This window comes from Myxococcus faecalis, assembly GCF_050039385.1.
Taxonomy (GTDB): Bacteria; Myxococcota; Myxococcia; order Myxococcales; family Myxococcaceae; genus Myxococcus; species Myxococcus fulvus.
The window spans coordinates 9252559-9276465 of record NZ_CP144336.1 but is presented as its reverse complement, the minus strand read 5'-3'; the positions used below and the strand labels follow the sequence as shown (position 1 = coordinate 9276465).

Below are 23907 nucleotides of genomic sequence, written 5' to 3'. Positions count from 1 at the left end.
CGGAGGTACGAGATGAAGGCCATTGTTCTGCGCAGTTTTGGTGAAGCCGGCAATTTGAAGCTGGAGGACGTCCCCGTGCCCGCACCCGGCAAGGGTGAAGTCTTGCTGCGGGTTCACGCGTGCGGGGTTTGTTATCACGATGTCATCAACCGTCGCGGCAACCTGCCTCGCACCCACGTGCCAGCGATTCTCGGCCACGAAGCAGCGGGTGAAGTCGTCGCGGTGGGGCCTGAGACACCGGGGTGGAAGACAGGCGACCGGGCGGCGACGCTCCAGCGGATGTCCTGTGGCACCTGCGCGCTGTGCCGCAGCGGGCGTAACAGTCTGTGCAAGACGGACAACCGCTTCTTCGGCGAGGAGCTGCCGGGCGGGTATTCACAGTTCATGGTGGCGCCCGTCGCGGGACTGGGCCGCGTGCCGTCGTCGCTCCCCTGGACGGAGGCCGCAACGGTGTGCTGCACCACGGGCACGGCGGTGCACACCCTGCGCACGCGCGGTCGCATCCGGGCGGGCGAAACAGTGCTCATCACCGGGGCCAGCGGCGGCGTGGGAATGTCCGCGGTGCAATTGGCCAAGCTGGACGGAGCGCGAGTCATCGCCGTGACGTCTGGCGAAGCCAAGGTGCAGCCCTTGCGGGCCGCCGGCGCGGATGAGGTCATCCTGTCTCGGGGGCTGGATTTCGCGGCGGAGGTACGCAAGCGGACGCAGGGCCAAGGTGTCGACCTCGCGGTGGAAATCGTCGGCAGCGCCACCTTCGACCAGACGCTCAAGGCCATGGCTCCCGGCGGCCGGCTCGTCGTCGTGGGCAATCTGGAATCAGGTCTCGTGCAAGTGAATCCCGGGCTCATTATCGTCAAGGAGCTGGAGATCATCGGTGCGTACGCCACGAATCAGGCGGAGCTCGATGAAGCCCTCCGGCTGACGGCGACGGGCGGGGTGCGCCAATTCGTCACGGACACGGTTCCGCTGGCCGAAGCAGCGCGGGCGCATTTCCGACTGGAGAACCGCGAGGTGGCGGGCCGGTTGGTCTTGGTGCCGCCAGAGGCGTGAGCAGAAAAAGTCCTGCAACCCCAGACATCGACGCTCGAGTTGGAAATGAGGAAGCCCATGCAGAGAAAAGTTGGAATCGAGGCCCTGGCGGTCGCGGTGCCCTCCCGGTACGTGGACATCGAGGACCTGGCGCGCGCCCGGAACGTGGACCCGGCGAAGTTCACCTCGGGGCTCGGCGCTCGGGAGATGGCCGTCACGGACCCGGGTGAGGACACGGTGGCGCTGGCCGCCACGGCGGCGGCGAGGCTCATCCGGCAGCAGGGCGTGGACCCGTCGCGCGTGGGCATGCTCGTGGTGGGCACGGAGACGGGCATCGACCACTCCAAGCCTGTCGCGTCCCACGTCCAGGGTCTGCTGAAGCTGCCGCGGACGATGCGCACGTATGACACGCAGCACGCCTGTTACGGCGGCACCGCGGGGCTGATGGCCGCGACGGAGTGGATCGCCTCCGGCGCGGGTGCGGGCAAGGTCGCCATCGTGGTGTGCGCGGACATCGCCCGGTATGGCTTGAACACGGCGGGCGAGCCGACGCAGGGAGGCGGCGCGGTGGCGCTGCTGGTGTCCGAGCAGCCGGACCTGCTGGCCCTGGACGTGGGGCTCAACGGCACGTGCACCATGGATGTGTATGACTTCTGGCGGCCCATCGGCCGGCGGGAGGCCGTGGTGGACGGGCACTACTCCATCAGCTGCTATCTGGAGGCGCTGTCCGGCGCGTACCGGGGCTGGCGCGAGAAGGCGGTGGCGGCGGGGCTGGTGCGCTGGTCCGGCTCGCTGCCGGGTGAGCAGCTGGCGCGCATCGCGTACCACGTGCCCTTCTGCAAGATGGCGCGCAAGGCGCATACGCAGCTGCGGCTGTGTGATTTGGAGGACGCGAAGGACTCGAAGGCCGGGACGCCGGAGGCCCGCGAGGAGCTGGCGAAGTCGGCCGCGAGCTATGACGCGCAGGTGGCCTCGTCGCTGGGGCTCAACGCGCGCATCGGCAATGTGTATACGGCGTCGCTGTACCTGGCGCTCGCGGGGCTGCTGCACGGCGAGGGCGCGAAGCTCGCGAACCAGCGCATCGGGCTCTTGTCCTACGGCAGCGGCTGCATGGCGGAGTTCTTCTCCGGCGTCGTCGGGGAGAAGGCCGCCGAGCGCATGGCGCGCGCGGACCTGGACACCGTCCTGGCCCGGCGCGAGCGCGTGCCCATCGAGGAGTACGAGCGGCTGATGAAGCTGGGCTCGGATGCGCCCGAGACGAAGGCTCCGCCCCCGGGCGCGTTCCGCCTCACGGAGATTCGCGACCACAAGCGCCTGTACGCCGAGGGCGGCGCGGCCTGAGGCTCACGGCTCCGTCCCGCACTCAGCGGGACGGAGTGAGCCTGCGGACCCGCCACGGCTCCGCGCGGAGGACGAACGCGCACGGGGCCACTTCACCCCGGGACGGAGGGCTGCGTCTCGCGCTCCATGGCAACGAGGGCGCGGGGAGCCCCTCCTGCTCAGGGCGTGAGCTCCTCCACACCGCCACTCACCCTCTTGCCCCGGTGCCACACGCCGACGATGCGGCGGGTGTCCAGGATGTCCGCCGCGGGGTTGCCCTCCACCAGCACGAAGTCCGCGCGCTTGCCGGCCGCCAGCGTCCCACGGTCATCGAGCTTCAAGAGCGCGGCCGCGTCCCGCGTACATCGCCTCGCGGCGCCGGGAAGTCCCTCGTGTGAAAACCAGCGCCGGGCCCCGCGCCACACGCTCGCGCCTTGACGGGCGGGGCCACGCCACGTCATCCACCTCCCCCTCCACCGAAGTCACAGGAGCCCCCATGACCCAGATGACCTACCGCCGCCTCGGCCGCTCCGGCCTCACCGTCTCCACGGTGGGCCTGGGCTGCAACAACTTCGGCCTGCGCATCGACGCGCAGGGCACGCGCGCCGTCGTGGACGCGGCGCTGGACGCCGGCATCACCTTGTTCGACACGTCGGACTCCTACGGCACGTCGGAGGAGCTGCTGGGCGAGGCGCTGGGCAAGCGCCGGGGCGACGTCATCCTCGCCACCAAGTTCGGCAGCGACCTGAAGGGAGACAACGGCGCGGACTGGGGCGCGCGCGGCTCGCGCCGCTACATCCGCCGCGCCATCGAGCGCTCCCTGCGGCGGCTGCGCACGGACTGGATCGACCTGTACCAGCTGCACTGGCCCGACCCGGCGACGCCGCTCGAGGAGACGCTGAGCGCGCTCACCGAGCTCGTGCGCGAGGGCAAGGTCCGCTACATCGGCTCGTCGAACCTCAAGGGCTGGCAGGTAACGGAAGCCGAGTGGCTCTCCCGCACGCGCGGGATGGAGCGCTTCATCAGCGCCCAGAACGAGTACAGCCTCATCGGCCGCGGCGTGGAGGAGAACCTGGTCCCCGCGCTGAAAGAGCACGGCATCGGCCTGCTCCCCTACTTCCCGCTCGCCAGCGGCCTGCTCACCGGCAAGTACCAGCGCGGCGCGAAGGCGGGCGAGAACACCCGCGTGAAGCAGTGGAACATGGGCGGCCTGCTCGCCGACAAGGTCTTCGACGCCATCGAGAAGCTGGAGACCTTCGCGAAGGAGCGCTCCCTCTCCCTGCTCGACGTGGCCATGGGAGGACTGGCGGCCCGGCCCACCGTGGCCTCCGTCATCGCCGGCGCCACCTCCGCCGAGCAGGTGCGCGCCAACGCCAAGGCCGGCCTGTGGACGCCCAGGCCCGAGGACGCCGCCGCGCTCGAGGCGCTGCTGCCCAAGGGCCGCGGCATCAGCGTCAACGACGTGCTGCGCGGCGAATAGCCGCCGCTACAGCTTGATGACCTCGGTGCCCCGGCGCGGCAGGCTCACCCGGAACTCGGTGTAGGGGCTGGAGCCCGACTCCACCTCCACCGCGCCGTGGTGGGCCTGGATGATCTGCTGGACGATGTAGAGCCCCAGCCCCAGACCGCCGGTGCGCCCTCGTCGCTGGGCGCCGCCCCGGAACGGGTCGAACAGGTGCGGCTGGAGGTCCAGCGGAATGACGCCCAGGTTCCTCACCGAGAAGCGCACCGCATCCACGTCCGTCCCGTCCAGCCGCAGCTGCACCGGCTCGCTCGCGTCGCCGTGCTGGAGCGCGTTGCCGATGAGGTTCGACGCCACCTGCGCGAGCCGGTCCGAGTCCCAGTCCCCCACCAGGTCTCCCTGCTGGGACACCTCGATGGCGGGCCGCGTCGACGCCGACTGGTGCTCCTGCACCATGCGCAGCACCAGCGCGCCGAAGTCCGTCTCCCCACGTCGGAGCGGGATGCCCCCGGCGAGCCGCGCCCGCGCCAGGTCCAGCACGTCCTCGATCATGCGCCCCATGCGCTTGCCGCTCGACAGCATCCGGCCCGCGGTCTTCCGGACGCGCTCGTCCTCCGAGCGCCGCTGGAGCAGGTCCGCCGCCGTGAGCATGGCGCTCAAGGGGTTGCGCAAATCGTGGCCCAGCACCGCGGTGAACATCTCGTTGAGCCGCAGCGTCTCGGTCAGCTCGTCGAGCTGGCGGGCCAGCTGCTGCTTCTGCCGGTGGAGCTGGAAGAACACCTCCGCCTTGTTGCGCAGCACCAGCGGCTCCAGCGGCTTGTAGAGGAAGTCCACCGCGCCCGTGTCGTAGCCCTTGAAGAGGCGCCGCTTGTCGGTGGAGCCCGCCGTCACGAAGATGATGGGGATGTGCCGCGTGCGCGCCATGCCGCGCATCAGCTCCGCCAGCTCGAAGCCATCCATCTCCGGCATCTGCACGTCGAGGAACGCCAGCGCCACGTCGTCGTGCTCCAGCAGCAGCTCCAGCGCCTCGGCGCCCGAGCGCGCCTGGAGGACCTCCACGTCGTCGCGCTTGAGCAGCGCGTCCAGCGCGATGAGGTTCTCCTCCAGGTCATCCACGAGCAGGCACTTCACCGCGGGCGACGACTCCATGTGTTCCTTCCTGGGAGCAATCACCGGTCACCCCTTCTGGAAGATGCGGTCGTCCCGGGACACCACCGAGAACGCCGACTCGTGTTGGGAGAAGCGAATGGACTCGCGGGCCCCCAGGCCCAGGAAGCCCTTGCGGCACAGGGAGTCCTTGAACAGCCCCAGCGCGCGCTCCTGCAGCTCGCGGTCGAAGTAGATGAGCACATTGCGACACGACAGGAACTGGACCTCGGCGAACACGCTGTCGGTCGCGAGGCTGTGGTCCGAGAAGACGACATGCTTCTTGAGCGAGCGGTCGAACACGGCGTTGCCGTACGCCGCCGTGTAGTAGTCCGACAGGGAGCTTCGCGCGCCGGACGCCACGTGGTTCTGGGTGAAGGTGGCGATACGGTCCACCGGATACACCCCCGCCTCCGCCTTCTGGAGCGCGCCGGGGTTGATGTCCGTCGCGTAGATGAGCGTGCGCTCCAACAGGCCCTCCTCCTTCAGCAGGATGGCCAGCGAGTAGACCTCCTCGCCGGTGGAGCAGCCCGCGACCCACAGCTTCAGCGACGGATAGGTCCGCAGCATCGGCACCACGGACTCGCGCACCGCGCGGAAGTACGAGGGGTCGCGGAACATCTCGCTCACCTGCACGGTGAGGTAGTCCAGCAGCGCCGGGAAGACGAGCGGCTCGTGCAGCAGCCGGTCCTGGAGCTGGGAGAGCGTCTTGCAGCCGAAGTTCTCCGCCGCGAGCACCAGCCGCCGCTGCAGCGACACGGTGGCGTAGCGACGGAAGTCGTAGTGGTACTTCAGATAGATGGCATCGAGCAGGAGCCTCAGCTCGATGTCCTGGGCCATGGAGTCCATGCGCGGAAGCAGGCCCGGCCTAGGCCTTGGGCATCCAGACGCGGATGAGCGACAGCAGCTTCTCCACGTCCAGCGGCTTGGCGATGTAGTCGTTCGCGCCCGCCGCCAGGCACTTCTCCTGGTCGTCGCGCATGGCCTTCGCCGTGAGCGCGATGATGGGCAGCTTCTGCCACTCGGCGCGCTTGCGGATCTCGCGCATCGCGGTGATGCCATCCATCTCCGGCATCATGATGTCCATCAGCACCAGGTCCACGCCCTGCGTCGTCTGCGCCAGGCTGTCCGCCAGCCGCTCCAGGGCCTCGCGGCCGTTGCGGGCGATCTCCACCTTCGCGCCCCGGGGCTCCAGCACGCTGGAGAGCGCGAAGATGTTCCGCACGTCGTCCTCCACCACCAGGATGCGCCGTCCGTCCAGCGCCGCCTCCCTGTCGCGGGCGACCTGGAGCATCCGCTGCCGGTCCGGCGGCAGCTTCGACTCCACCTGGTGCAGGAACAGCGTCACCTCGTCCACCAGCCGCTCGGGCGAGCGCGCGCCCTTGATGATGATGGACTTGGAGTAGCGGCGCAGGCGCTGCTCCTCCTCGCGGGTGAGCGAGCGGCCCGTGTAGACGATGACGGGCGGGAACGACACGGTCTCCAGCTCCGCCATCTGCTCGAGCAGCTCGTAGCCGCTCAGGTCCGGCAGGTTCAGGTCCATCACCATGCAGCCGAAGGTGTTCTGCTGGAGCCGCTCCAGCGCCTCCGCCGCGGTGGCGACGCTGTCGATGCGCACGTCCTCGCTCTCCAGCAGCTTCTCGATGCTCTCGCGCTGGCGGGCGTCGTCCTCCACCACCAGCACGCGCTGCACGCCCGGCGACAGGCGCGTCTCCAGCTTGCGCACCGCCTCCATGAGCTGCTCGCGCTTGACGGGCTTGAGCGCGTAGCCCACCGCGCCGCGCTCCAGCGCCTCGCGCGAGGCGTCCGTGACGGAGATGACGTGCACGGGGATGTGCCGCGTCCTCGGGTCGCGCTTGAGGTGGTCCAGCACCATCAACCCGGACTGGTCCGGCAGGTTCATGTCCAGGAGGATGGCGCTCGGCTGGTATGCGACGGCCGCGTCGAAGGCCGCCCCGCCCCGGTCCGTGGCGACGCACAGGAAGCCCAGCTCCCGGGACAGGTCCCTCAGAATCTCCGCGAAGCGCACGTCGTCCTCGACCACCAGGATGAGGCGCGCGCCGGGCGTGTGCCGCTCGCGGTCATCCTCGATGGGCGCGCTCAGCCCCGAGACGCCGTCCGTCTCCGACGGGGCCGGCAGCTGGGCCACCGCGTTGGCCACCCACTGCGTGGACGAGGGCTCGGCGGAAGCCGCGGGCCTGGCGCCCGTGCCCGACGTGGCGAGCACCACCGGCACCGTGACGGTGAAGATGCTCCCCCGCCCCGCCTCGCTCACCACCGTGACGTCGCCGCCCAACAGCCGCGCCAGGTCCCTGGAGATGGACAGCCCCAGCCCCGAGCCGCCGTACTTGCGGTGGGTGCTGCCGTCGGCCTGTCGGAAGGCCTCGAAGATGAGGCCCTGCAGGTGCGCGGGGATGCCGATGCCGGTGTCGCTCACGGCGAACGCCACCCGCCCCGGCCCCGCCGGCGACACGCGCAGCGACACCTCGCCCCGCTCGGTGAACTTCAGCGCGTTGGCGAGCAGGTTGCGCACCACCTGCCCCAGCCGCTGCGGGTCCGTCTCCAGCGACTCGGCGCACCCGGGGTCCACGCGCGTGGAGAAGCCAATCTTCTTCTCCTGGGCCAGCACCTGGAACGAGCGCCCCAGCCCCTCCACGAAGCGCGGCAGGCTGAAGACCTCGGGCACCACCTCCACCTTGCCCGCCTCGATTCTCGACAGGTCCAGGATGTCGTTGATGAGCGCGAGCAAATCATTGCCCGCGGAGCTGATGGTCTGCGCGAACTTCACCTGCTCCTCGGTGAGGTTGCCCGTCTTGTTGTCCGCCAGCAGCTTGGCCAGGATGAGCGAGCTGTTGAGCGGCGTGCGCAGCTCGTGGCTCATGTTCGCCAGGAACTCGGACTTGTAGCGGCTGGTGCGCTCCAGCTCCGTGGCCTTCTGCGTCAGCTCCGCCTGCGCCTTCGTGAGCGAGTCGCGCTGGCGCTCCAACAGGCGCGTCTGCGTCTCCAGCTGCACGTTGGTCTGCTCCAGCTCCGCCTGCTGCTGCTCCAGCCGGCCCTGCGAGTCGCGCAGCACGCGGCTCTGCTCCTCGATCTCCTCGTTGGACGCGCGCAGCTCCTCCTGCTGGGCCTGCAGCTCCTCGGACTGACGCCGCGTCTCCTCCAGCAGCTGCTCCAGGCGCGTGCGGTCATTGGCCGAGCGCACCGCCATGGCGATGGGCTCCGCCACCCGCTGGAGCAGCTCCAGGTCCGAGGGGTGCACCGCGTGCAGGAAGCCCAGCTCCACCACCGCGTTCACCTTGCCGTCCACCTGCGTGGGGAACACCACCAGGTGCCTCGGCCGCCCCTGCCCCAGGCTCGAGTTGATGGGCAGGTAGCCCTCCGGGACGTCCTTCACGTGGAAGGTGCGGTTCTCCTTCAGCGCCTGCCCCACCAGGCCCTCGCCGGGGCGCAGCCGCGAGTCCCCTTCTGGGAAGGAGGCGGGCAGCGCGTAGCCCGCGAAGCGGTGGAAGTGGTCCAGCCCGTCCGCCAGGTAGATGGCGCCCACGTGCGCGTCCAGGTACGTGGCCAGGAACTGGAGCACCTGGTCGCCCAGCTGCTCCAGCCCCGGCCCCCCTTGCATCCGCGCGGCCAGCAGCGTCTGCCCCTGCTGCATCCAGCCCTGGATGGAGCGGGCGCGGTAGTCGCGGGACGTCATGTACGCGGAGATGCCCATCAGGGACAGCAGCACCGCGGCGCCCAGCCAGCTGATGACCAGCGACAGCGTCGCCGAGGCCTGGAACGCCGTCGTGCGGTCCGCGAGCAGCCGCCGCTCCTCGTTCTCCATCTGGTCCACGAGGACGCGGATGCGGTTCATCAGCTCGATGCCCTCGTTCGAGCGCACGCGCACGAGGGCTATCTCCCCCTGCCCACCCGTCTTCAAATCAATGGTGGCCTGCAGCTCGGCCAGCTTCGCCTCGACGAGCGGCCTCAAGGCGTCCACCCGCTGCACCTGCGCGGCGTTGTCGGACACGCTCTCGCGGATGCCCACGAGCTGCTCGGAGACGGCGCGGCTGGCGCTGGTGTAGGGCTCCAGGTACGTGCGGTCCCCCGTGAGCAGGAAGCCGCGCTGGCCCGTCTCCGCGTCCTTCAGCGTGGACAGGAGCGTCTTCATCCGCTCGACCACTTCCATCGTGTGGCGCACCAGCGCCGCCGCGTCCGCGTGGGACTCGAGCGAGCGGTACGACAGGATGGCGATGACGAAGATGGCGAGCGCCGCGACGATGAAGCCCGCCAGGGTGGCGGTGGGCAGCAGCGGGCCGAAGCGCGTGGCCCTCGAGCGCGAGCCGTCCGGGGCAGGCGGAGTCATGACTCACGCCCTCCACGCGAGGAGGACTGTCCCTCCTGGGAAACCATCCGACGGACCCGAGGTCCGCGCACACAGCACGGGAGAACACCTGTCATGGGAGAGCGCGTCCGGCAGCGGGGGACCACACGCGGAAGCCTCCCGTAACATGGCTCCGACGACGGCCCGCACCTCCGCCTCGCGCACGATGTCGGCTTTCGTACGTTGAGCGCGGACCTCGACCCGGAGTGCCGCCCTTTCGATGCTCGCGGTCCCGGTCCGCATCAGGGATCTCCCGCATCCGGACGGCTGGAATAGGCTGCGGGCATGCCGACGGACCTCACCCGCCTCCGAGTCTCGGGCTTCCGCTCCCTGCGGGAGGTCGAGCTGCGCCCAGGCGCCATCTGTGTCCTGGTGGACACCGAGGGGACGGCGACGCGCGACTTCGTCCACCTGTTCGAGCTGCTGCGGGCCCTGGCCGAGGGACAGCTCCAGCGGCACCTGAGGGAGGCAGGCGGCTCACCGGCCGCGCCCGGGGGGGAGTCCATCCGGTTGCAGCTGGGCCTGCGGACGGACGACTACGGCGTCGAGCTGCGGCGGACGGGCACGGACACGTGGCGGGTGTGCTGGGAGCTGGCGGACCTGCTCGTCGGGTTGTCCGCGCTGCTGGTGGACCCGGACCTGGACGCGCCTCGCGAGGAGTCCTCGCTGGCGGAGCTGGCCCCCCAGGAGCCGTCGAGAGATCCCCCCGCGGGCACGAGCACCGACGACCTGGAGCGCTGGTACGTGGGCAACGTCCTGGAGAGCGTGCTGTGGGAGATGCGGTGCTTCCTGCGGGGCGTGCGAGTGGAGGGCCGGACGCCCCAGGACGTGGGGACGCTGGTGCTCTTCCAGGCCCCCGACGCGGACCCGCCGCCCGCCGCCATCTGGGACACCGTCCAGCGCGTGCGAGAGACCTCGCGCCATGCCCAGGTGCTGCTGTGCACGGCGTCGGAGTCGCTGGCCGAGGCGTTCGACCCCCGGGAGGTCCTCCGCGTGACGACGCATGACGGGAGCTCGCGGCTCGAGCTCCCCCCGGACGCCTCGCTCAAGCCCCGGTGAGGCTCACGGCGCGAAGCGCCACACCCGCACGGCCACGTCACCACCGCCCGTGGCGATGAGGTCCTCCGCGGAGCGCCACGACACGGCGGCGACGCCCCTCTCGTGGAAGCCGATGACTTCGGCGGGGCTCTCGAACCGGGCCGTGTCCCAGACCAGGACCTGTCCAGCCAGGGTCCCTCCCACGAAGCGGCGCCCGTCCGGACTCCACGTGAGCGACAGCGGCCAGACGGAGGTGGTCGCCGACATGACGAGGCTGCCCGTGGCGACCTCGCGCACGAACAGGCCGACGTTGTTGCCCAACACGAGCCGCGTCCCATCCGGGCTCAGCGCCGCGGCGCGGAACAGGTCCGCGCCATGCGCCGGGACGGTCGACACCTCGCGGGTGGTGGGGTTCCAGATGGACCAGCCCACGTCCACGAAGGTGGCGACCAGCTGGCCCTGGGGCGTCCACTGCAGCGACAGGACTCGCCGCTCGCCCTCCGGGAAGCGGAACACCTCCGCGCCCGTGCCGACACGGAAGACGCGGATGACACCCCGCTCGGTGGGCAGACCCGGCGAGCTCGCCGCCGTGGCCAGCAGGGTTCCATCCGGGCTCAGGCCGACGTGATCGATGGCCAGCGTCGCCGGTGACTGGGTGATGGGGAGCTGCGCGAGCGTCCCGTCCGCCGCGTTCCAGAGATGCACGAGGCCGTCATCGCCTCCCGACGCCAGTCGCGTTCCATCCGCGCTCCAGGCGAGCGCCCGCACCCGCTTCCCGCCGGGGCGGGTGAGCGTCCGCAACCACTCACCGCCGGGCCCCCACAGCTGGACCTTTCCCTCGCCCCCGCTGGACGCGAGCATCGCGCCCGTCGGACTCCACGCCACACTCTCCACCGACAGGTCGTGCGCGAGCAGCTCGCTTCGGACCACCGTCGCCTTGTCCAGCTCCAGGGTGAAGACATCGAGGACCGACGTGGGCAGGTCATCCACCACCGCGAAGCGAGGCTCGGTGGGATGGAAGCTCAGCGCGTCGTAGCCCGTGGCGGTGCCCGTCGGCGGCGTCTGGCTGGCATCCACGAGCACGGCGCCCGTGGCCGCGTCCAGCACGAACAGCTTGCGCATCGGGTCTCCCACCGCGAGCCAGCGCCCGTTCGCGCTCCACTCCACCAGCGTCGCCCGGCTCCAGTCGCCCTTGTACGTGGACTCCAGGCGGTAGCCCGCGGTGAGGTAGACCCGGACCTCGCCCTCGAAGCCCACCGCGAAGCGCGTCCCGTCCGGACTCCACGCGAAGCCGCCGGGGATCTCCAAGAGCTCCTCGAGCGTCCGCGTCCCCACGCCGTGGAACTCCACCCACTGCGAGAAGGCGCCGCCCCACCGGCCCGCCTCCATCGCGAGCCGTGAGCCATCCGGGCTCCACGTCAGCGCACGCACGCGGTCCACCGCCGTCAGGGGCGCGCCCTCGCGCTCACCGGTGGCGGCGTCCCAGACATGGACCTCCTTGCTCGCGTTCGTCGCCGTGGCCAGGCGCGCGCCATCCGGGCTCCACGCGAGCGCCTCCACGGCCCCGCCCTGGACGGCCCACGTGCGCAGCGTGGCGCCCGTCACCGCGTCCAGCAGGACCACGCGGCCCGTCGACAGCCCCGCGGCCAGCGTGTTGCCCTCCGGATTCCACGCGAGCCCGACGAAGCGCGCGTCGGCCGGCGCGAAGATCATCCGCGTCACCGCGCCGCTCCGCGCGTCCCAGATGCGCAGCGGCCCGCCGCTCGAGGCCCCCTCCAACGCGGTGAGCCGCGTCCCGTCGGGGCTCCACTGCGGCGACCCGGGCAGGCGCGCGCCCGAGCGCTGCCAGGACAGCGTCGCGTCGGTCTCCGGCGCGAAGAGCGCGGTCACGAAGCGGTCGCCGTCGATGACCACCTCGCAGCTTCGCGCCGCGCCCTGGCAGGGCTTCATCTCCAGCAGGCGCCACCCCTCGGCGGGCTCGGCCTCCACCGTCATGCGCGTCCCGGTGGCGAAGCGCGCGTCACACGCCTCCGAGCAGTCGATTCCCACCGGAGTGCTCGTCACGCGCCCCTTCCCCACGACGCGGACCCGCAGCTCCCAGGTGCCCGCCGGCGAGGCGTCCCGGACGGTCAGCGCCACCGCGGCAGACCACTCGCCCGCGGTGCCATGGGAGTCCACCGCGCGGCAGCGGACCTGGAACGTCCCTTCCCGCTCGAAGGTCGCGACCACGCCGGACGTCGTGCCGCTCGGGACCTCCGGAGAGGTGACCAGGCTCGTCGTACCGCCCCAGTCGAAGACATACGTCACGGCGTCGCCATCCGGGTCGGACGCGGTGCAGCGCATGGGCGTCGGCGCGCCGGGCTCCACCACCACCGTGTCGAGCTGGAGCCGGGCCACCCCGGGAGCACGGGAGGGATTGGGGGTGGGCGGCTGTCCACCGGAGGAACAGGCGCCGAGCCACGAGACCAGCAGCAGGACGCACAGGGACACGGGACGAGAAGTCATGGGCTCTCACTCGCGCGTCCCGGCCCCCCAGATGCGCGTTGCGCCCATCCCTAATCCCAGACCCCGCCCTTGTCAAAGCCTGTCGTCCCGGCGGCGGGGACTGGATTGCCCCCCGCGGCTACGTTTGCGCGGCCTTGCGCTCCGAATAGAGGGCCCACTCCTCCTTCACCGCCCTGGCGAAGTTCGGGCGCTCGCGCAGCCTCGCCACGTAGGCGCTCAGCGCGGGCCACCTCTTCAGGTCCAGCGGCGTGGCGCCACACCAGTTGAGGACGACGAAGAGATAGGCATCCGCCACGCTGAAGGCGTCGAGGAGGAACTCGCGACCCGACAGGTGATGCTCCACGACGTCGAGCCTCGCGGGCGCCTTCGCCAGCGCATACTCCTTCACGGCGTTCGGTGAGTGCAGGTCGAACACGGGCGCGAACACCACCTTGTGCAGCTCCGTGGCGATGAAGGACAGCCAGCGGTGGAGCTGCTCCCGGCCCTGCGGGTCCACCGGGGCCAGCTTCGCCTCCGGCCAGCGGTGGGCGATGTACTGGAGGATGGCGGTGCTCTCGAAGAGCATCGCCCCATCCTCCTTGCGCAGCGCCGGGACGAGCGCCAGCGGATGGACCTCGCGATAGTCCTGTCCCTCCGCGGTCTGCTTCGTCTTGCGGTCCACCGGGATGAAGCGGACGTCCGCGCCGGCCTCGTAGAGGGAGATCCGGGTCGCGAGCGAGCAGGACATCGGCAGGAAATACAGCTGCATGGGCATACCTCCACGAGGCGGGGCTGGATGCCCCTCGGGAACGCCCGCGACTCTGCCCCTCCCCACCCTATGCGTCCAACGCATCCTTGGCATAGGCTCGATGCATGGATGACATCGCTCCACCTCCGAGCACCCGCCTGGACATCAAGGACCTGCGGGTGGTGATGGCGCTGGCCTCGGCCGGCACGACGGCGCAGGCCGCGTCCCTGCTCCACCTCACCCAGCCCGCCGTCAGCCGCGCCCTGCTCTCCGCGGAGGACAAGCTGGGGGCCACCCTCTTCGACCGCACGCCGCGCGGGCTCGTGCTCACGGACGCGGGGCGCCGGCTCGTCGCCGGGGCCGGCAAGCTGCTCGTCGAGCTGGGAGAGCTGGAGCGCGAGGTGCGCACCCCCGCCACGCCGCCCGTGCGCCTGCGGCTGGTGTGCGAGTGCTACACGGCCTACCACTGGCTGCCGTCCCTGCTGATGGAGCTGCGCCGCTCCATCCCCCGGCTCACGGTGGACCTGGCGGTGGAGCACACCCTGTCCCCGCTCCCCGCGCTCGAGGCGGGCGACATCGACGTGGCGCTGCTCACCAACTCCCCGCTGCGCCGCTCCTCCACCTTCGAGGTGCGCCCGCTCTTCCACGACGAGCTGGTCTTCGTGGTCGCCCCGTCCCACCCCCTGGCGGCGCGCAAGACCTTCACCGCCGAGGACCTCAAGGCCCACACCCTGCTGACGTCCCACACGCCCAGGGCGCAGGACGTCTGGTTCGTGAATCAAATCTTCGGCCGGGAGCGCCCGCGCCTGCGCGTCGAGCGAATCCCGCTCACGGAGGCCCTGCTGGACCTGGCGCGGGCGGGGCTCGGTGTCGCGGTGCTGTCGGAGTGGATCGTCGCGCCCCACCTCGCGCGCGGCGACCTGGTCCTGCGGCGGCTGGACACCGGGCCCCTGGAGCGGCCGTGGCGCATCGCCTGGCGGAGGGAGGCGGGGGACGCCGCCGCGCGCCTCGGCAAGGCGCTGCTCGGGCTGGCCCCCCAGCGGGTCGCGGAGCTGGACGTGTCACTCCAGCGTGGGTGACGGCGCGTTCACCGGCTCGGGCGGCGTGAAGGCCGGACGGGTGATGAGCTGGTCGATGGACGGCCGCTCGCGGCGCTCGAAGGGCGGCAGCTTCACCGCGCGCCCCGTGCGCGCCGACTCCTGGAGCGCGACGACCACCCGCACGTCCGCCAGCCCCTCCCAGCCCGACGGCTCCGGCTCGCGCCCCTCCAGGATGCACCGCGAGAAGTAGAGCAGCTCTGGCGCGAACTGGTCCTGGTCCGCGAAGCTCCGCTCCTTTGTCTTCCCATCCACGGTGAGGAAGTGCTTGCGCTCGGTGCCGTAGCCGAAGCCCGGCTCCACGCGCAAATCGCCCTTGGAGCCGACCACGCGGTAGCTGGAGACCTCCGACGCGGCGTGGCTGATGGCGAACTGCGCCAGCCGCCCGCCGGAGAAGCGCAGCAGCGCGAGCGCCGTGCCGTCCACGCCCTCGAAGCGCGCGTCCGGGTCCTCCTGCGTGAAGCAGACGACTTCCGTGGGCTCGGCGCCGAAGAGGTAGCGCGCGGCGTTGATGGGATAGGGCCCCTCGTCGAGCAGCGCCCCGCCGCCCACCTCCTGGCGCGTGCGGATGTCCCCCGGCCGCGCCTGCTGCGTCATCACCGCGGAGAAGAGCGACGGCTCGCCCAGCGTGCCCGCGCGCAGCAACTCGATGGCGCGCAGGTTCGCCTCCTCGAAGTGGAGCCGGTAGGCAATCATCAGCCGGACGTCGTTCTCGTCCGCGACGCGAATCATCGCCTCGCAGTCCTCCACCGTCGTCGCCATCGGCTTCTCGCACAGCACGTGCACGCCCACCCGCGCGGCGCGCTCGGTGAACTCGCGGTGCATCGTGTTGGGCAGGACGATGTAGGCGGCGTCCACGCGCGCGTCGCGGCACACCTGCTCGAAGTCCTCGTAGCCGGCGCACTCCACGCCGTACTGCTTCTTCAAGGCCGCGCGCTTCTCCCGGTCCGAGGAGAAGATGGCCACCAGCTCCGAGTTGTCCTTCGCGTTCTGGAACGCCGGGAGGATGGCCACCTGGGCCAGGTTGCCCGCTCCCACCACCGCATACCGGATTCGCCGCTCGCCTTGTCGGGCCATGGACACACGTCCTCCTCTGCGCGTCACGCTGGGCGCCCGGGCCGTGCGTCACAACCCCCGCAGGCACGGCGGCGGGCCCGCACGCGTGCAGGGCGAGCGACAGGGTTCGAGGAAACGAACCGCGCTGCCCAGGTGCGCGCCTCCGCGTCTGGGAGAAGGAGGCACCCGGCGCATGCCTGGAGGCTCGTCCGTCACGGCGGGCGGGCACGGGCGGGCCTGCCCGCGCTCCCTTCGAGGCACAGGGCAGGTTCCCCCGCCCTCCGGGCCATCCGTACCGTTGGCGGGTACCGAAAGCGACGGAGGACGAAGTCCATGAGCGAGCAAACCCAGGCCAGGGCCGCGGTCGTCTGGAAGAAGGGCGGTCCCTTCCAACTCGAGGACGTCACCATCGACGCGCCCCAGGCCGACGAGGTGCTCGTCCGGATGGTCGCCACCGGCATGTGTCACACGGACATGATCGTCCGGGACCAGTACTACCCGGTGCCCCTGCCCGCGGTGCTCGGACACGAGGGCGCGGGCATCGTCGAGCGCGTGGGCAGCCGGGTGACCAAGGTGGTGCCGGGCGACCACGTCGTCATGGCCTTCACCTTCTGCGGCAAGTGCGACCTGTGCCAGTCCGGGCACCCGGCCTACTGCCGCGAGTTCTTCGCGCGCAACATGGGCGGCGGGCGCATCGACGGCTCCACCGCCACGCAGAAGGAGGGCAAGCCGCTGCACGACCACTTCTTCGGTCAGTCCTCCTTCGGCACGCTGGCCATCGCCACCGAGCGAAACATCGTCAAGGTGCGCAAGGACGTGCCGCTGGAGCTGCTCGGACCGCTCGGCTGCGGCATCTCCACCGGCGCGGGCGCGGTGCTCAACTCGATGAAGGTCACCGCGGGGAGTTCGTTCGCGGCGTTCGGCTCCGGCGCGGTGGGCCTCTCCGCCATCATGGCCGCGAGGCTCGCGGGCGCCACCACCCTCATCGCCGTGGACACCAAGCCCCACCGGCTCAAGCTCGCGCTGGAGCTAGGCGCCACGCACGCGGTGAACGGCCAGGACGAGGACGCGGTGGAGTTCATCCGCCGCGTCACCGGCGGCAAGGGCGTGGACTTCACGCTCGAGTCCACCGGCCACCCCAAGGTGCTGCGGCAGGCCGTGGACGCGCTCGACATCCTGGGCACGTGCGGCGTCGTGGGCGCGCCCCCCATGGGCACCACCGCGAGCTTCGACGTGAATGACCTGATGGTGCCCGGCAAGAGCATCCGGGGCATCGTCGAGGGCGACAGCGTGCCGGACGTCTTCATCCCCCAGCTCATCGACCTCTACTCGCAGGGCAGGTTCCCGTTCGACAAGCTGGTGAAGTTCTACCCGCTGACGCAGATCAACGAGGCGGCCAAGGACTCCGAGAAGGGCGACACGCTCAAGCCCGTCATCCGGATGACGCAGTCGAACTGAGACCCCGAGGGAGAGTCCATGGCGGAGCCATCGATTGCCGTCACCGGTTGCACGGGCAAGCTGGGCGGGCGCGTCGCGCGACAGCTCGCCGAGAAGGGCGTCCCCCAGCGGCTCATCGTCCGCGACGAGAAGCGCGCCCCCCACCTGCCCGGCGCCGAGGTGCGCGTCGCGACGTATCAGGACCGGGCCGCGCTCTCCCGGGCGCTGGAGGGCATCAAGACGGTGCTCTTCGTGTCCGCGAAGGAGGCCCCCACGCGGCTCGATGAGCACTTCGCCTTCATCGAGACCGCGGCCTCGGTGGGCGTCCAGACGCTCGTCTACACGTCGTTCCAGGGCGCGGCCCCCCACGCGACGTTCACCTTCGCCCGGGACCACTGGGCCACCGAGCAGAAGCTTCGCGAGCAGCGCTTCGCGTCGGTGGTCCTGCGCGACAGCCTCTACCTGGACTTCCTGCCGATGCTCGCCGGGGAGGACGGCATCATCCGGGGACCCGCGGGCAACGGGCGCGTCGCCGCCGTCGCCCAGTCGGACATCGCCGACGTCGCCACCGCCGTGCTGCTCCATCCGGAGCCGCATCGGGGACAGACGCTCACGCTGACGGGCCCCGCGGCGCTGGGCTTCGACGACATCGCCCAGGTGCTCACGCGGAGGCTCGGCAGGCCCATCCGCTACTACGCCGAGAGCATCGACGAGGCCTACCGCTCGCGCGCCCACTACGGCGCGCCCCAGTGGCAGGTGGACGCGTGGGTCAGCACCTATACGGCCATCGCCTCCGGGGAGATGTCCACCGTCACCTCCGACGTCGAGCGTGTCACGGGCCACCCTCCCCTGGGGCTCGAGGACCTGCCGCTGTCGCCCCCGTGAGCGTGCGTCGGGACGCACCGCGGCACGGAGGGAGGCGGTCGCGACCCACGCGGGAAAAGTGACGAAGGCCCGTAGGATGGCCGCATGAACGCATGGCTTCGTCGCGCGGCGGTTCCGGGTGTCGTCACGCTCCTGCTTACCACGGCCTGTGGAGATCCTCGGGAGGCCCGGGGGGAATGTCGAGGAACCCTCCAGGGAGAACAGGTGGACTGGCCCATCGACGGCGAGTACTCGCGCCTGACGCGAGACCGCTTCGGGGTCATCGACCCGTTGTTGTTCATCAGCTACCTGCCCGATGGGCAGGCGACGCTCTCCGACTTCGGCGTGGACATCGAGCTCGTGGATGGCGCGGCGTTCGACAGGGGCGACGCCCCTCGCACCGCGCAGCTCGTCAACACCGGCGCTGCCCTTGCCCCCGAGGAGGGCTCCGGGGTGAAGCGCTGGCGCCCCACGCGCTCGGACTCGGGGGGCAGCGGCACGGGCTACCCGGAGCGCTCGGGGGTCCCCGCGAGCGGCACGTTGACGGTGGAGGTGCTGGCGGATGATCACGCCGAGGGCCACTTCGTCTATCGCTATGCGAGTGGAGACGAGCTGAAGTGCACCTTCGACATCCCCACGCCCGCGGCCGCCGGGAGCGTCTGGGATGGCGCGGGCGACGGCGATGACGATGACGACGACTGAGCCACCGTGAAGCTCAGCCCGCGGGGAACCACCACGACAGCTTGAGCGCGAAGGTGTGTCCCCCCGGGCTCAGCAGCGCGTCGCCCAGCGCCTTGGGCGCCAGCGCGTTGCCCCCGAGCGAATCCGCGGAGCGGTCCTGCTGCCACACCGCGTAGAGCGTGCTGCCCGGGCGCCACTCCCAGCGCAGCACCACGTTGCTGCGGAAGGAGCGGACGTTGAAGTCCTGGTTGGCCAGCTGGAAGCCGCTCGCGCCGTCCGTCACGTCCCAGTCCCCGTTCTCGCCTCGAGACAGCGACGTGCCGTCCTGGCCGTACCTGCGCAGCTGACGTCCCCGCGCGCGGGCCAGCTCACCGGGCGCGCTGAAGACACCGCTGGAAGCGAACGGCTCCGCGTAGGCCTCCAGGCTCAGGTCCGGGGTGATGAAGAGGTTGGCGCGAAAGCGCAGCGCCAGCTCGCGGCGTCGCACCGCGCCGAAGACGTAGCGCCGCGCATACGTCTCCTCCCGGCCGCCGTCCAGCGTGGCCATGTACTGACGGGCCTCCGTGTACAGCGAGCCCACGGGCTCCACCGACAGGCGCAGGTTGCGCAGGGGCTGCACGGTGACGGTGCCCGTCAACGTGCCACCACCGCTGCCGTCCTCGTATGTCCACGCCAGCGCGTCCACCTCCCACAGGTTCGTCCCGGAGGCGTTGTTGTTCAGGAGCAGGTTCGCCTCCAGTCCCTGGGGCGTCTGCATCAGCGGACCGCCGCGCGTCAGCTGGTCCGAGAACGCGCGGGGGTAGTAGGTGACGAGCAGGCTGGCCTCCCAGAAGTTGGGGAAGGTCACCTCGCCGTTGAGCATGAACTGGTTCACGGTGCGCGTGCCGCCGTGGTTCCAGTTTCCGTACGTCAGGAGGCCCACCTTGTAGCCGCGCAGGAACGTGCCGGGGTTCGTCTCGCGGTAGTACAGCCCCAGGTTCAGGTCCACGTCGTCCGTGGTGCTCAGCCGGCCCAGCTCGTTGAGCTCGAAGCCCGGGGACTCCACGCCCACGCTGCCGTTCCACAGCCAGTGCTCGCCACTCTGGCGCACCACCTTCGCGCCCACGGTGTAGCCCGACATCGAGCGCGCCTCCGGATCCAACCGGACGTAGGTCTGGTCCGGCCGCTGGAAGTAGCGCGCGCTGGAGCGCTGCAGCCGGCTGATGGCCGCCGGGTCGCCTCGCACCAGGCTGCCGCCCGCGAAGCCGGAGACGATGTACTCGCCGTCGCGCAGCCGCAGCCGGAAGTCCGCGCCGCCCGTGTACGCCTCGCGCGCCAGCTCCCCCGTGCGCCCCTCGCCCTCGCCGATGTCTCGGTGGACGGTGGTGAGCGTGGCGCCCACCGTCGAGCCCCTGCCCAGCTCCTGCTGCGCGCGCAGCACGCCGAAGCCCGTGCGCGAGTCCACCTTCACGCGCCCCTGCTCCTGGGTCGCGAAGTCGTACGTGTCCGCGTAGCCCTCGCCCGTGAGGGCTCCCAGCACGCCCAGCGACAGCCCCGACGACATGCGCCCGGTGAGCTTCGCCGCGCCCCAGATGGGCGTCGCCCGCGAGGGCTCCACGTAGTCCGCGCTGGCGCGCAGCCGCGGCGCCGCGCCGATGCGCCGCGAGTAGAAGTACGCGGGCCCGTTGTTGTTCGTGTTGTTGTTGTTGAACAGCTGGCTGCCCTCGGTGAAGAAGGGCCGCCGCTCGTCCACCACCACCTCGAAGTCCGTGAGGTTGACCTGGGCCGGGTCCGCGTCGATCTGCCCGAAGTCCGGGTTCACCGTCACGTCCAGGTTCAGGTTGGGCCCCAGCCCCACCTTGCCGTCCACGCCCACGCGCGCCGAGTACGCGCGCCGGTCCTCGAACGGCGTGCCCTCGCGCGGGTTGGCGCCCGAGTCCAGGCGCCAGTCCCCCGTCACGTACGGCAGCAGCTCGACGCGACGCGATGGCGCCACGCCGCGCAGGCCCGACAGCTCGCCGAAGCGCGAGGACCAGCCGGTGATGTCGCGCGGCACCACCACCCAGAAGTCGTCCTCGTTGCGACGCGGGATGACGCGCTGGATGTTGAGGCCCCACACCTGCTCGTCGGCCGCGTCGAAGCGCAGCTGCGAGAAGGGGATGCGCAGCTCCGCCACCCACCCGTCCGCCGTCCGCGTGGTGCGCGCCTCCCACACCGGGTTGAAGGACAGGTCGACGACGTACTCGTGGTCATCCGGGTGGTACCAGTCCACCCGCACCCCGGCCGCGGTGACGGCGAAGCTGTAGGCCGTGCGCCTGTCGCGGTACGTGTCCAGGGAGATGATGAGCCGCTCGGCCGAGCCGCTCTCGTCCCGCCGGGTCATCACCGTCTCGATGTCCTCCGGGCCCAGGCTGGACATGCGCGCGCCCACGTAGAGCGCGTCCGCGTCGTACACGAAGGCGACCTCGGTCTTCACCGAGGCGGGCATGCCCTGCACGGGCTCCTTCTGGAGGAAGTCGCTGGTGAAGGCGGCCTGCCTCCACGCGTCGTCATCCAGCACGCCGTCCAGCGAGGGCCCCTTGTCCACCCGGCTCGCCTGGAGGCGGCGCCCCTCCACCTCCACCGTGGGCACCTGCGCGAGGACGGACGGCCCCCACGCCAGCAGCAGGAGGACGAGCCAGCCCCGGGCCCGGCCCGCGCGTGCACCGCGCCTGTCGACGAGGGCCTCCACGCGTCCGCTCACTCCACGCTGACGGCCGCGCGAGGGGGCTCCACCCGGGGAGCGGCGCGCAGCACGGTGACGGCCCGGGCCAGTCGGGTGCCCGCCACCAGCGCCGCCACCATCAGGATGACGCCCGCCAGCCCCGTGATCCGCCGCGTGTCCACCAGGTCGATGAGGTAGCCCGCGCTGCTGGCGCCCAGCAGCAGGCACGCGGTGCTCACGGAGCGGAAGACGCCCATCACCCGGCCCAGCAGCCCCAGCTCCACGTGCGTCTGCATCAGCGGCCCCAGGCCCACGTTGAGCAGCACGTTGCCCAGGCCGATGAACACCATGCCGCCCATCGCCACCGCGAGCGTCGGCGCCACCGCCATCAGCAGCACGCCCAGGCCACACACGCCCAGCCCCAGCCCCGGCAGCCACTCCAGCCGGAGCCGCCGGTGAAGGCTCCCCGCCACGGCGAAGCCCGCGAACATGGACACGCCCAAGGTCGTGCCCAGCCACGCCAGCCGCTCCTCGGGCAGCCCCAGCTCCCGCGTCACCAGGTAGAGCTGCACCACCTCGATGAGCCCCGAGGCCGCCATCGCCAGCGCGCCCAGCCCCAGCAGGCTGCGCACGAACACGCTGCCCCGGACGTACGCGAGCCCCTCCTTCGCCTCGCGCAGCACGGACGTGCCTTGCGCGGACGGCACGCTCACGCAGCGCGCGCGGATGGCCAGGTTGATGCACATGGCCACCAGGAAGGACGCCGAGTCGAGCGCGAAGCTCACCCACGGCCCCAGCACGAAGTAGATGCCCGTGCCCAGCGCCATGCCGAGAATCATGATGGCGCTCGTCGTGGCCTGCCTGAGCGAGCTGGCCGCCACCAGGTCCTCGCGTGGCACCGTGGAGCGGATCAACGCCACCCGCGCCGGGTCATACAGCTGCTCCACCGCGCTGGAGCAGAAGGCCACCGCGTACGCCAGCGGCAGGCTCTGCTTCGCCACCGCCACCAGCTGCAACAGGCTCAGCACGCACCGTGCGGCGTCACAGAACACCATGACGCTGCGCCGCTCCCACCGGTCCGCCAGCGTCCCCGCCGTCAGCCCCAAGAGGAGCGCGGGCGCCGTCGTCGCCACGGTGATGGCCGCCGTGGCCACGGGGGACTCGCCCCCCGTGACGGAGAAGACCCAGAACAAAAGCGCCATGTTGCGCAGCCAGTCCCCGAGCCCGGAGACCAGCTGGCCACACCAGATGAGCGCGAAGTCACGATGTCTCAGGACCGCGAAGATGGGAGCCCCCTGCCGCTCAGCTGTCGCGCTCGGAGCGCATCTCGCCCATCGCCACCACCACCCGACGCGCCCCCGCAAAGGGCGTCCGGCCATGGGTCACGAGCATGTTGTCCAGCAGCATCACGTCCCCCGCCTGCCAGGGGAAGGCGAACGTCGTCTTCAGGAACGCCTCGCGCACCTCCTCCAGGTCCGCGTCCCGGATGGGCGTGCCATCCCCGTACAGGCTGTTGCGCGGCAGGTCCTCCTCCTTGAAGACCATCCGCATCGCCGCGCTCACCTTCGGCCCCAGATTGGATACGTGGAAAAGATGCGCCTGGTTGAACCAGACATCCTCTCCGGTGAGGGGGTGCTTCATGACCGCAGGGCGCACCGAGCGGGTCCGCAAGCGGTTTCCGCCCAACCACTCCGCCTGAATTCCCACACGCTCACAGTACGCGTCCACCTGGGCCCGGTCCTCGGTCTGGAAGACTTTCTGCCAGGGGAGGTCAACGCCCGTGCCGTAATTTCTCACATACATCACCCGGTTCCGGGTGAAGCGCTCACGCACTTCGGGTGAGAGGCATTCCAGGACGGCCCGGCTGTCTGCGATGGGTGTGGCGCCACCCTCCAGAGAAGGTTGTACGCAGTGAAAGAACAACTTCATCGGCCAGGCCGACGCGTACGACATTTCATTGTGTTGCGGAATGGTTTCGTTCGCGGGGTACTCGGTGGATGTGTACACCTTGCCACTGACTTCCGTACGTGGCGTGGAACGCTCCTGATACTCGGCCAGGGACGGCTGGATACACTCCGCGAAGCGCTCGAACGCCTCCACGCCCGGCACACGAAAGCCGCGAAAGAGCATGGCCGGCCGCTGTGAGAGCAGGTGCCTCAGCGCCTCTGCGTGAGCCCGTCCCCACTCGACCAGGTCCACGCCCTCCCGCTCGGGGCCGAGCGCCAGCAGACACGGCGGTGCCCCTGGCAGCGCACGCTGCGACACGTCCGACAGTACTCGCAGATCCAACGGCTTCTCCTACTCCACCAGAGCCCTCGGCTCCGCGCGGACATGGACCCTGTGTGACACACCCTCATGCCGGGCGTGCTTCACGGACCCCTCTTGACTTCCACGCATTACCACTTAAAAGATTTGAATTCGATAAGCAACAGTCACCGGGATTGAGATGGACAGACAACGAGTCGAGCCGCGCGTGCGCCGTTGTGGGTCCCCACTCCG

At 70.7% G+C, this 23907-nt stretch carries 18 protein-coding genes; 8 read left to right on the top strand and 10 right to left on the bottom strand.

The features are described 5' to 3' along the window. Window positions 1–12: 12 nt before the first annotated feature. Together VZQ01_RS37195 and VZQ01_RS37190 are read left to right on the top strand one after the other, a co-directional pair. The gene (locus VZQ01_RS37195) at window positions 13–1050 is read left to right on the top strand and encodes an alcohol dehydrogenase catalytic domain-containing protein (RefSeq protein ID WP_046714462.1); all 1038 of its coding nucleotides are present in this window, start codon (window positions 13–15) and stop codon (window positions 1048–1050) included. Between the two features lie 57 nt (window positions 1051–1107). Then, window positions 1108–2370, top strand: coding sequence for a hydroxymethylglutaryl-CoA synthase family protein (locus tag VZQ01_RS37190; protein ID WP_248545218.1), 1263 nt, complete (start codon window positions 1108–1110; stop codon window positions 2368–2370). A gap of 158 nt (window positions 2371–2528) precedes the next feature. Here VZQ01_RS37190 and VZQ01_RS37185 read toward each other — a convergent pair whose 3' ends face one another. Next, window positions 2529–2810, bottom strand: coding sequence for an amidohydrolase family protein (locus tag VZQ01_RS37185; RefSeq protein WP_426746024.1), 282 nt, complete (start codon window positions 2808–2810; stop codon window positions 2529–2531). A gap of 35 nt (window positions 2811–2845) precedes the next feature. On the opposite strand from VZQ01_RS37185, the gene VZQ01_RS37180 reads away from it, so the two are divergent. After that, on the top strand, window positions 2846–3829 hold the full coding sequence (locus tag VZQ01_RS37180) for an aldo/keto reductase (protein ID WP_426746023.1): 984 nt from the start codon (window positions 2846–2848) through the stop codon (window positions 3827–3829). A 6-nt stretch (window positions 3830–3835) separates the two neighbouring features. Here VZQ01_RS37180 and VZQ01_RS37175 read toward each other — a convergent pair whose 3' ends face one another. Genes VZQ01_RS37175 through VZQ01_RS37165 form a run of 3 tightly spaced genes read right to left on the bottom strand, consistent with a single transcriptional unit; the run spans window position 3836 to window position 9302 of the window. Further along, complete coding sequence (locus VZQ01_RS37175) at window positions 3836–4960, bottom strand: hybrid sensor histidine kinase/response regulator (protein ID WP_223747589.1); 1125 nt, start codon at window positions 4958–4960, stop codon at window positions 3836–3838. Between the two features lie 27 nt (window positions 4961–4987). Further along, window positions 4988–5797, bottom strand: coding sequence for a CheR family methyltransferase (locus VZQ01_RS37170; protein ID WP_223747588.1), 810 nt, complete (start codon window positions 5795–5797; stop codon window positions 4988–4990). Between the two features lie 28 nt (window positions 5798–5825). Further along, window positions 5826–9302, bottom strand: a complete 3477-nt coding sequence (locus VZQ01_RS37165; RefSeq protein ID WP_426746022.1) for a response regulator — start codon at window positions 9300–9302, stop codon at window positions 5826–5828. Window positions 9303–9605: 303 nt separating this feature from the next. On the opposite strand from VZQ01_RS37165, the gene VZQ01_RS37160 reads away from it, so the two are divergent. Then, on the top strand, window positions 9606–10379 hold the full coding sequence (locus tag VZQ01_RS37160) for an AAA family ATPase (protein WP_426746021.1): 774 nt from the start codon (window positions 9606–9608) through the stop codon (window positions 10377–10379). 3 nt (window positions 10380–10382) lie between these two features. Here VZQ01_RS37160 and VZQ01_RS37155 read toward each other — a convergent pair whose 3' ends face one another. Both VZQ01_RS37155 and VZQ01_RS37150 read right to left on the bottom strand, forming a co-directional pair. Beyond that, a complete protein-coding gene (locus VZQ01_RS37155; protein ID WP_426746020.1) occupies window positions 10383–12863 on the bottom strand; it encodes a WD40 repeat domain-containing protein in 2481 nt (826 codons plus the stop codon). 118 nt (window positions 12864–12981) lie between these two features. Beyond that, window positions 12982–13611 (bottom strand): glutathione binding-like protein, encoded by a 630-nt coding sequence (locus VZQ01_RS37150; RefSeq protein ID WP_426746019.1) that lies wholly within the window; start codon window positions 13609–13611, stop codon window positions 12982–12984. A 104-nt stretch (window positions 13612–13715) separates the two neighbouring features. On the opposite strand from VZQ01_RS37150, the gene VZQ01_RS37145 reads away from it, so the two are divergent. Further along, window positions 13716–14669 (top strand): LysR family transcriptional regulator, encoded by a 954-nt coding sequence (locus VZQ01_RS37145; protein WP_426746018.1) that lies wholly within the window; start codon window positions 13716–13718, stop codon window positions 14667–14669. On the opposite strand, the gene VZQ01_RS37140 is transcribed toward VZQ01_RS37145, so the two are convergent. Next, the gene (locus VZQ01_RS37140; protein WP_426746017.1) at window positions 14652–15764 is read right to left on the bottom strand and encodes a Gfo/Idh/MocA family protein; all 1113 of its coding nucleotides are present in this window, start codon (window positions 15762–15764) and stop codon (window positions 14652–14654) included. The genes VZQ01_RS37145 and VZQ01_RS37140 overlap by 18 nt on opposite strands. Before the next feature lie 312 nt (window positions 15765–16076). Between VZQ01_RS37140 and VZQ01_RS37135 the strand changes: the two genes are divergently transcribed. From VZQ01_RS37135 to VZQ01_RS37125, 3 genes are all read left to right on the top strand, one after another. Beyond that, on the top strand, window positions 16077–17201 hold the full coding sequence (locus VZQ01_RS37135) for an NAD(P)-dependent alcohol dehydrogenase (RefSeq protein WP_426746016.1): 1125 nt from the start codon (window positions 16077–16079) through the stop codon (window positions 17199–17201). An 18-nt stretch (window positions 17202–17219) separates the two neighbouring features. Next, window positions 17220–18065, top strand: coding sequence for an SDR family oxidoreductase (locus VZQ01_RS37130; protein ID WP_408890053.1), 846 nt, complete (start codon window positions 17220–17222; stop codon window positions 18063–18065). 204 nt (window positions 18066–18269) lie between these two features. Next, complete coding sequence (locus VZQ01_RS37125; protein ID WP_228556886.1) at window positions 18270–18746, top strand: hypothetical protein; 477 nt, start codon at window positions 18270–18272, stop codon at window positions 18744–18746. A 13-nt stretch (window positions 18747–18759) separates the two neighbouring features. On the opposite strand, the gene VZQ01_RS37120 is transcribed toward VZQ01_RS37125, so the two are convergent. From VZQ01_RS37120 to VZQ01_RS37110, 3 genes are read right to left on the bottom strand one after another with little or no spacing between them, the layout of a single operon-like run. Next, entirely contained in the window at window positions 18760–21435 is a 2676-nt protein-coding gene (locus tag VZQ01_RS37120) for a DUF5916 domain-containing protein (RefSeq protein ID WP_426746015.1), read from the bottom strand. Window positions 21436–21443: 8 nt separating this feature from the next. Then, window positions 21444–22787 carry an MFS transporter gene (locus VZQ01_RS37115; RefSeq protein WP_426746014.1) on the bottom strand — a complete coding sequence of 448 codons (1344 nt, stop codon included), beginning with the start codon at window positions 22785–22787 and terminating at the stop codon, window positions 21444–21446. Next, window positions 22711–23697, bottom strand: a complete 987-nt coding sequence (locus VZQ01_RS37110) for a TauD/TfdA family dioxygenase (protein ID WP_426746013.1) — start codon at window positions 23695–23697, stop codon at window positions 22711–22713. The genes VZQ01_RS37115 and VZQ01_RS37110 overlap by 77 nt, the downstream gene beginning before the upstream one ends. Window positions 23698–23907: the final 210 nt, after the last annotated feature.

What these genes read in the sequence shown, in the direction of transcription:
- VZQ01_RS37155 (WP_426746020.1), bottom strand. Translation starts at nt 12,863, where the DNA reads ATGACTTCTCGTCCCGTGTCCCTGTGCGTCCTGCTGCTGGTCTCGTGG.
- VZQ01_RS37185 (WP_426746024.1), bottom strand. Translation starts at nt 2,810, where the DNA reads ATGACGTGGCGTGGCCCCGCCCGTCAAGGCGCGAGCGTGTGGCGCGGG.
- VZQ01_RS37170 (WP_223747588.1), bottom strand. Translation starts at nt 5,797, where the DNA reads ATGGCCCAGGACATCGAGCTGAGGCTCCTGCTCGATGCCATCTATCTG.
- VZQ01_RS37165 (WP_426746022.1), bottom strand. Translation starts at nt 9,302, where the DNA reads ATGACTCCGCCTGCCCCGGACGGCTCGCGCTCGAGGGCCACGCGCTTC.
- VZQ01_RS37130 (WP_408890053.1), top strand. Translation starts at nt 17,220, where the DNA reads ATGGCGGAGCCATCGATTGCCGTCACCGGTTGCACGGGCAAGCTGGGC.
- VZQ01_RS37145 (WP_426746018.1), top strand. Translation starts at nt 13,716, where the DNA reads ATGGATGACATCGCTCCACCTCCGAGCACCCGCCTGGACATCAAGGAC.
- VZQ01_RS37115 (WP_426746014.1), bottom strand. Translation starts at nt 22,787, where the DNA reads ATGGCCGGACGCCCTTTGCGGGGGCGCGTCGGGTGGTGGTGGCGATGG.
- VZQ01_RS37135 (WP_426746016.1), top strand. Translation starts at nt 16,077, where the DNA reads ATGAGCGAGCAAACCCAGGCCAGGGCCGCGGTCGTCTGGAAGAAGGGC.
- VZQ01_RS37160 (WP_426746021.1), top strand. Translation starts at nt 9,606, where the DNA reads ATGCCGACGGACCTCACCCGCCTCCGAGTCTCGGGCTTCCGCTCCCTG.
- VZQ01_RS37180 (WP_426746023.1), top strand. Translation starts at nt 2,846, where the DNA reads ATGACCCAGATGACCTACCGCCGCCTCGGCCGCTCCGGCCTCACCGTC.
- VZQ01_RS37175 (WP_223747589.1), bottom strand. Translation starts at nt 4,960, where the DNA reads ATGGAGTCGTCGCCCGCGGTGAAGTGCCTGCTCGTGGATGACCTGGAG.
- VZQ01_RS37195 (WP_046714462.1), top strand. Translation starts at nt 13, where the DNA reads ATGAAGGCCATTGTTCTGCGCAGTTTTGGTGAAGCCGGCAATTTGAAG.
- VZQ01_RS37140 (WP_426746017.1), bottom strand. Translation starts at nt 15,764, where the DNA reads ATGGCCCGACAAGGCGAGCGGCGAATCCGGTATGCGGTGGTGGGAGCG.
- VZQ01_RS37150 (WP_426746019.1), bottom strand. Translation starts at nt 13,611, where the DNA reads ATGCAGCTGTATTTCCTGCCGATGTCCTGCTCGCTCGCGACCCGGATC.
- VZQ01_RS37190 (WP_248545218.1), top strand. Translation starts at nt 1,108, where the DNA reads ATGCAGAGAAAAGTTGGAATCGAGGCCCTGGCGGTCGCGGTGCCCTCC.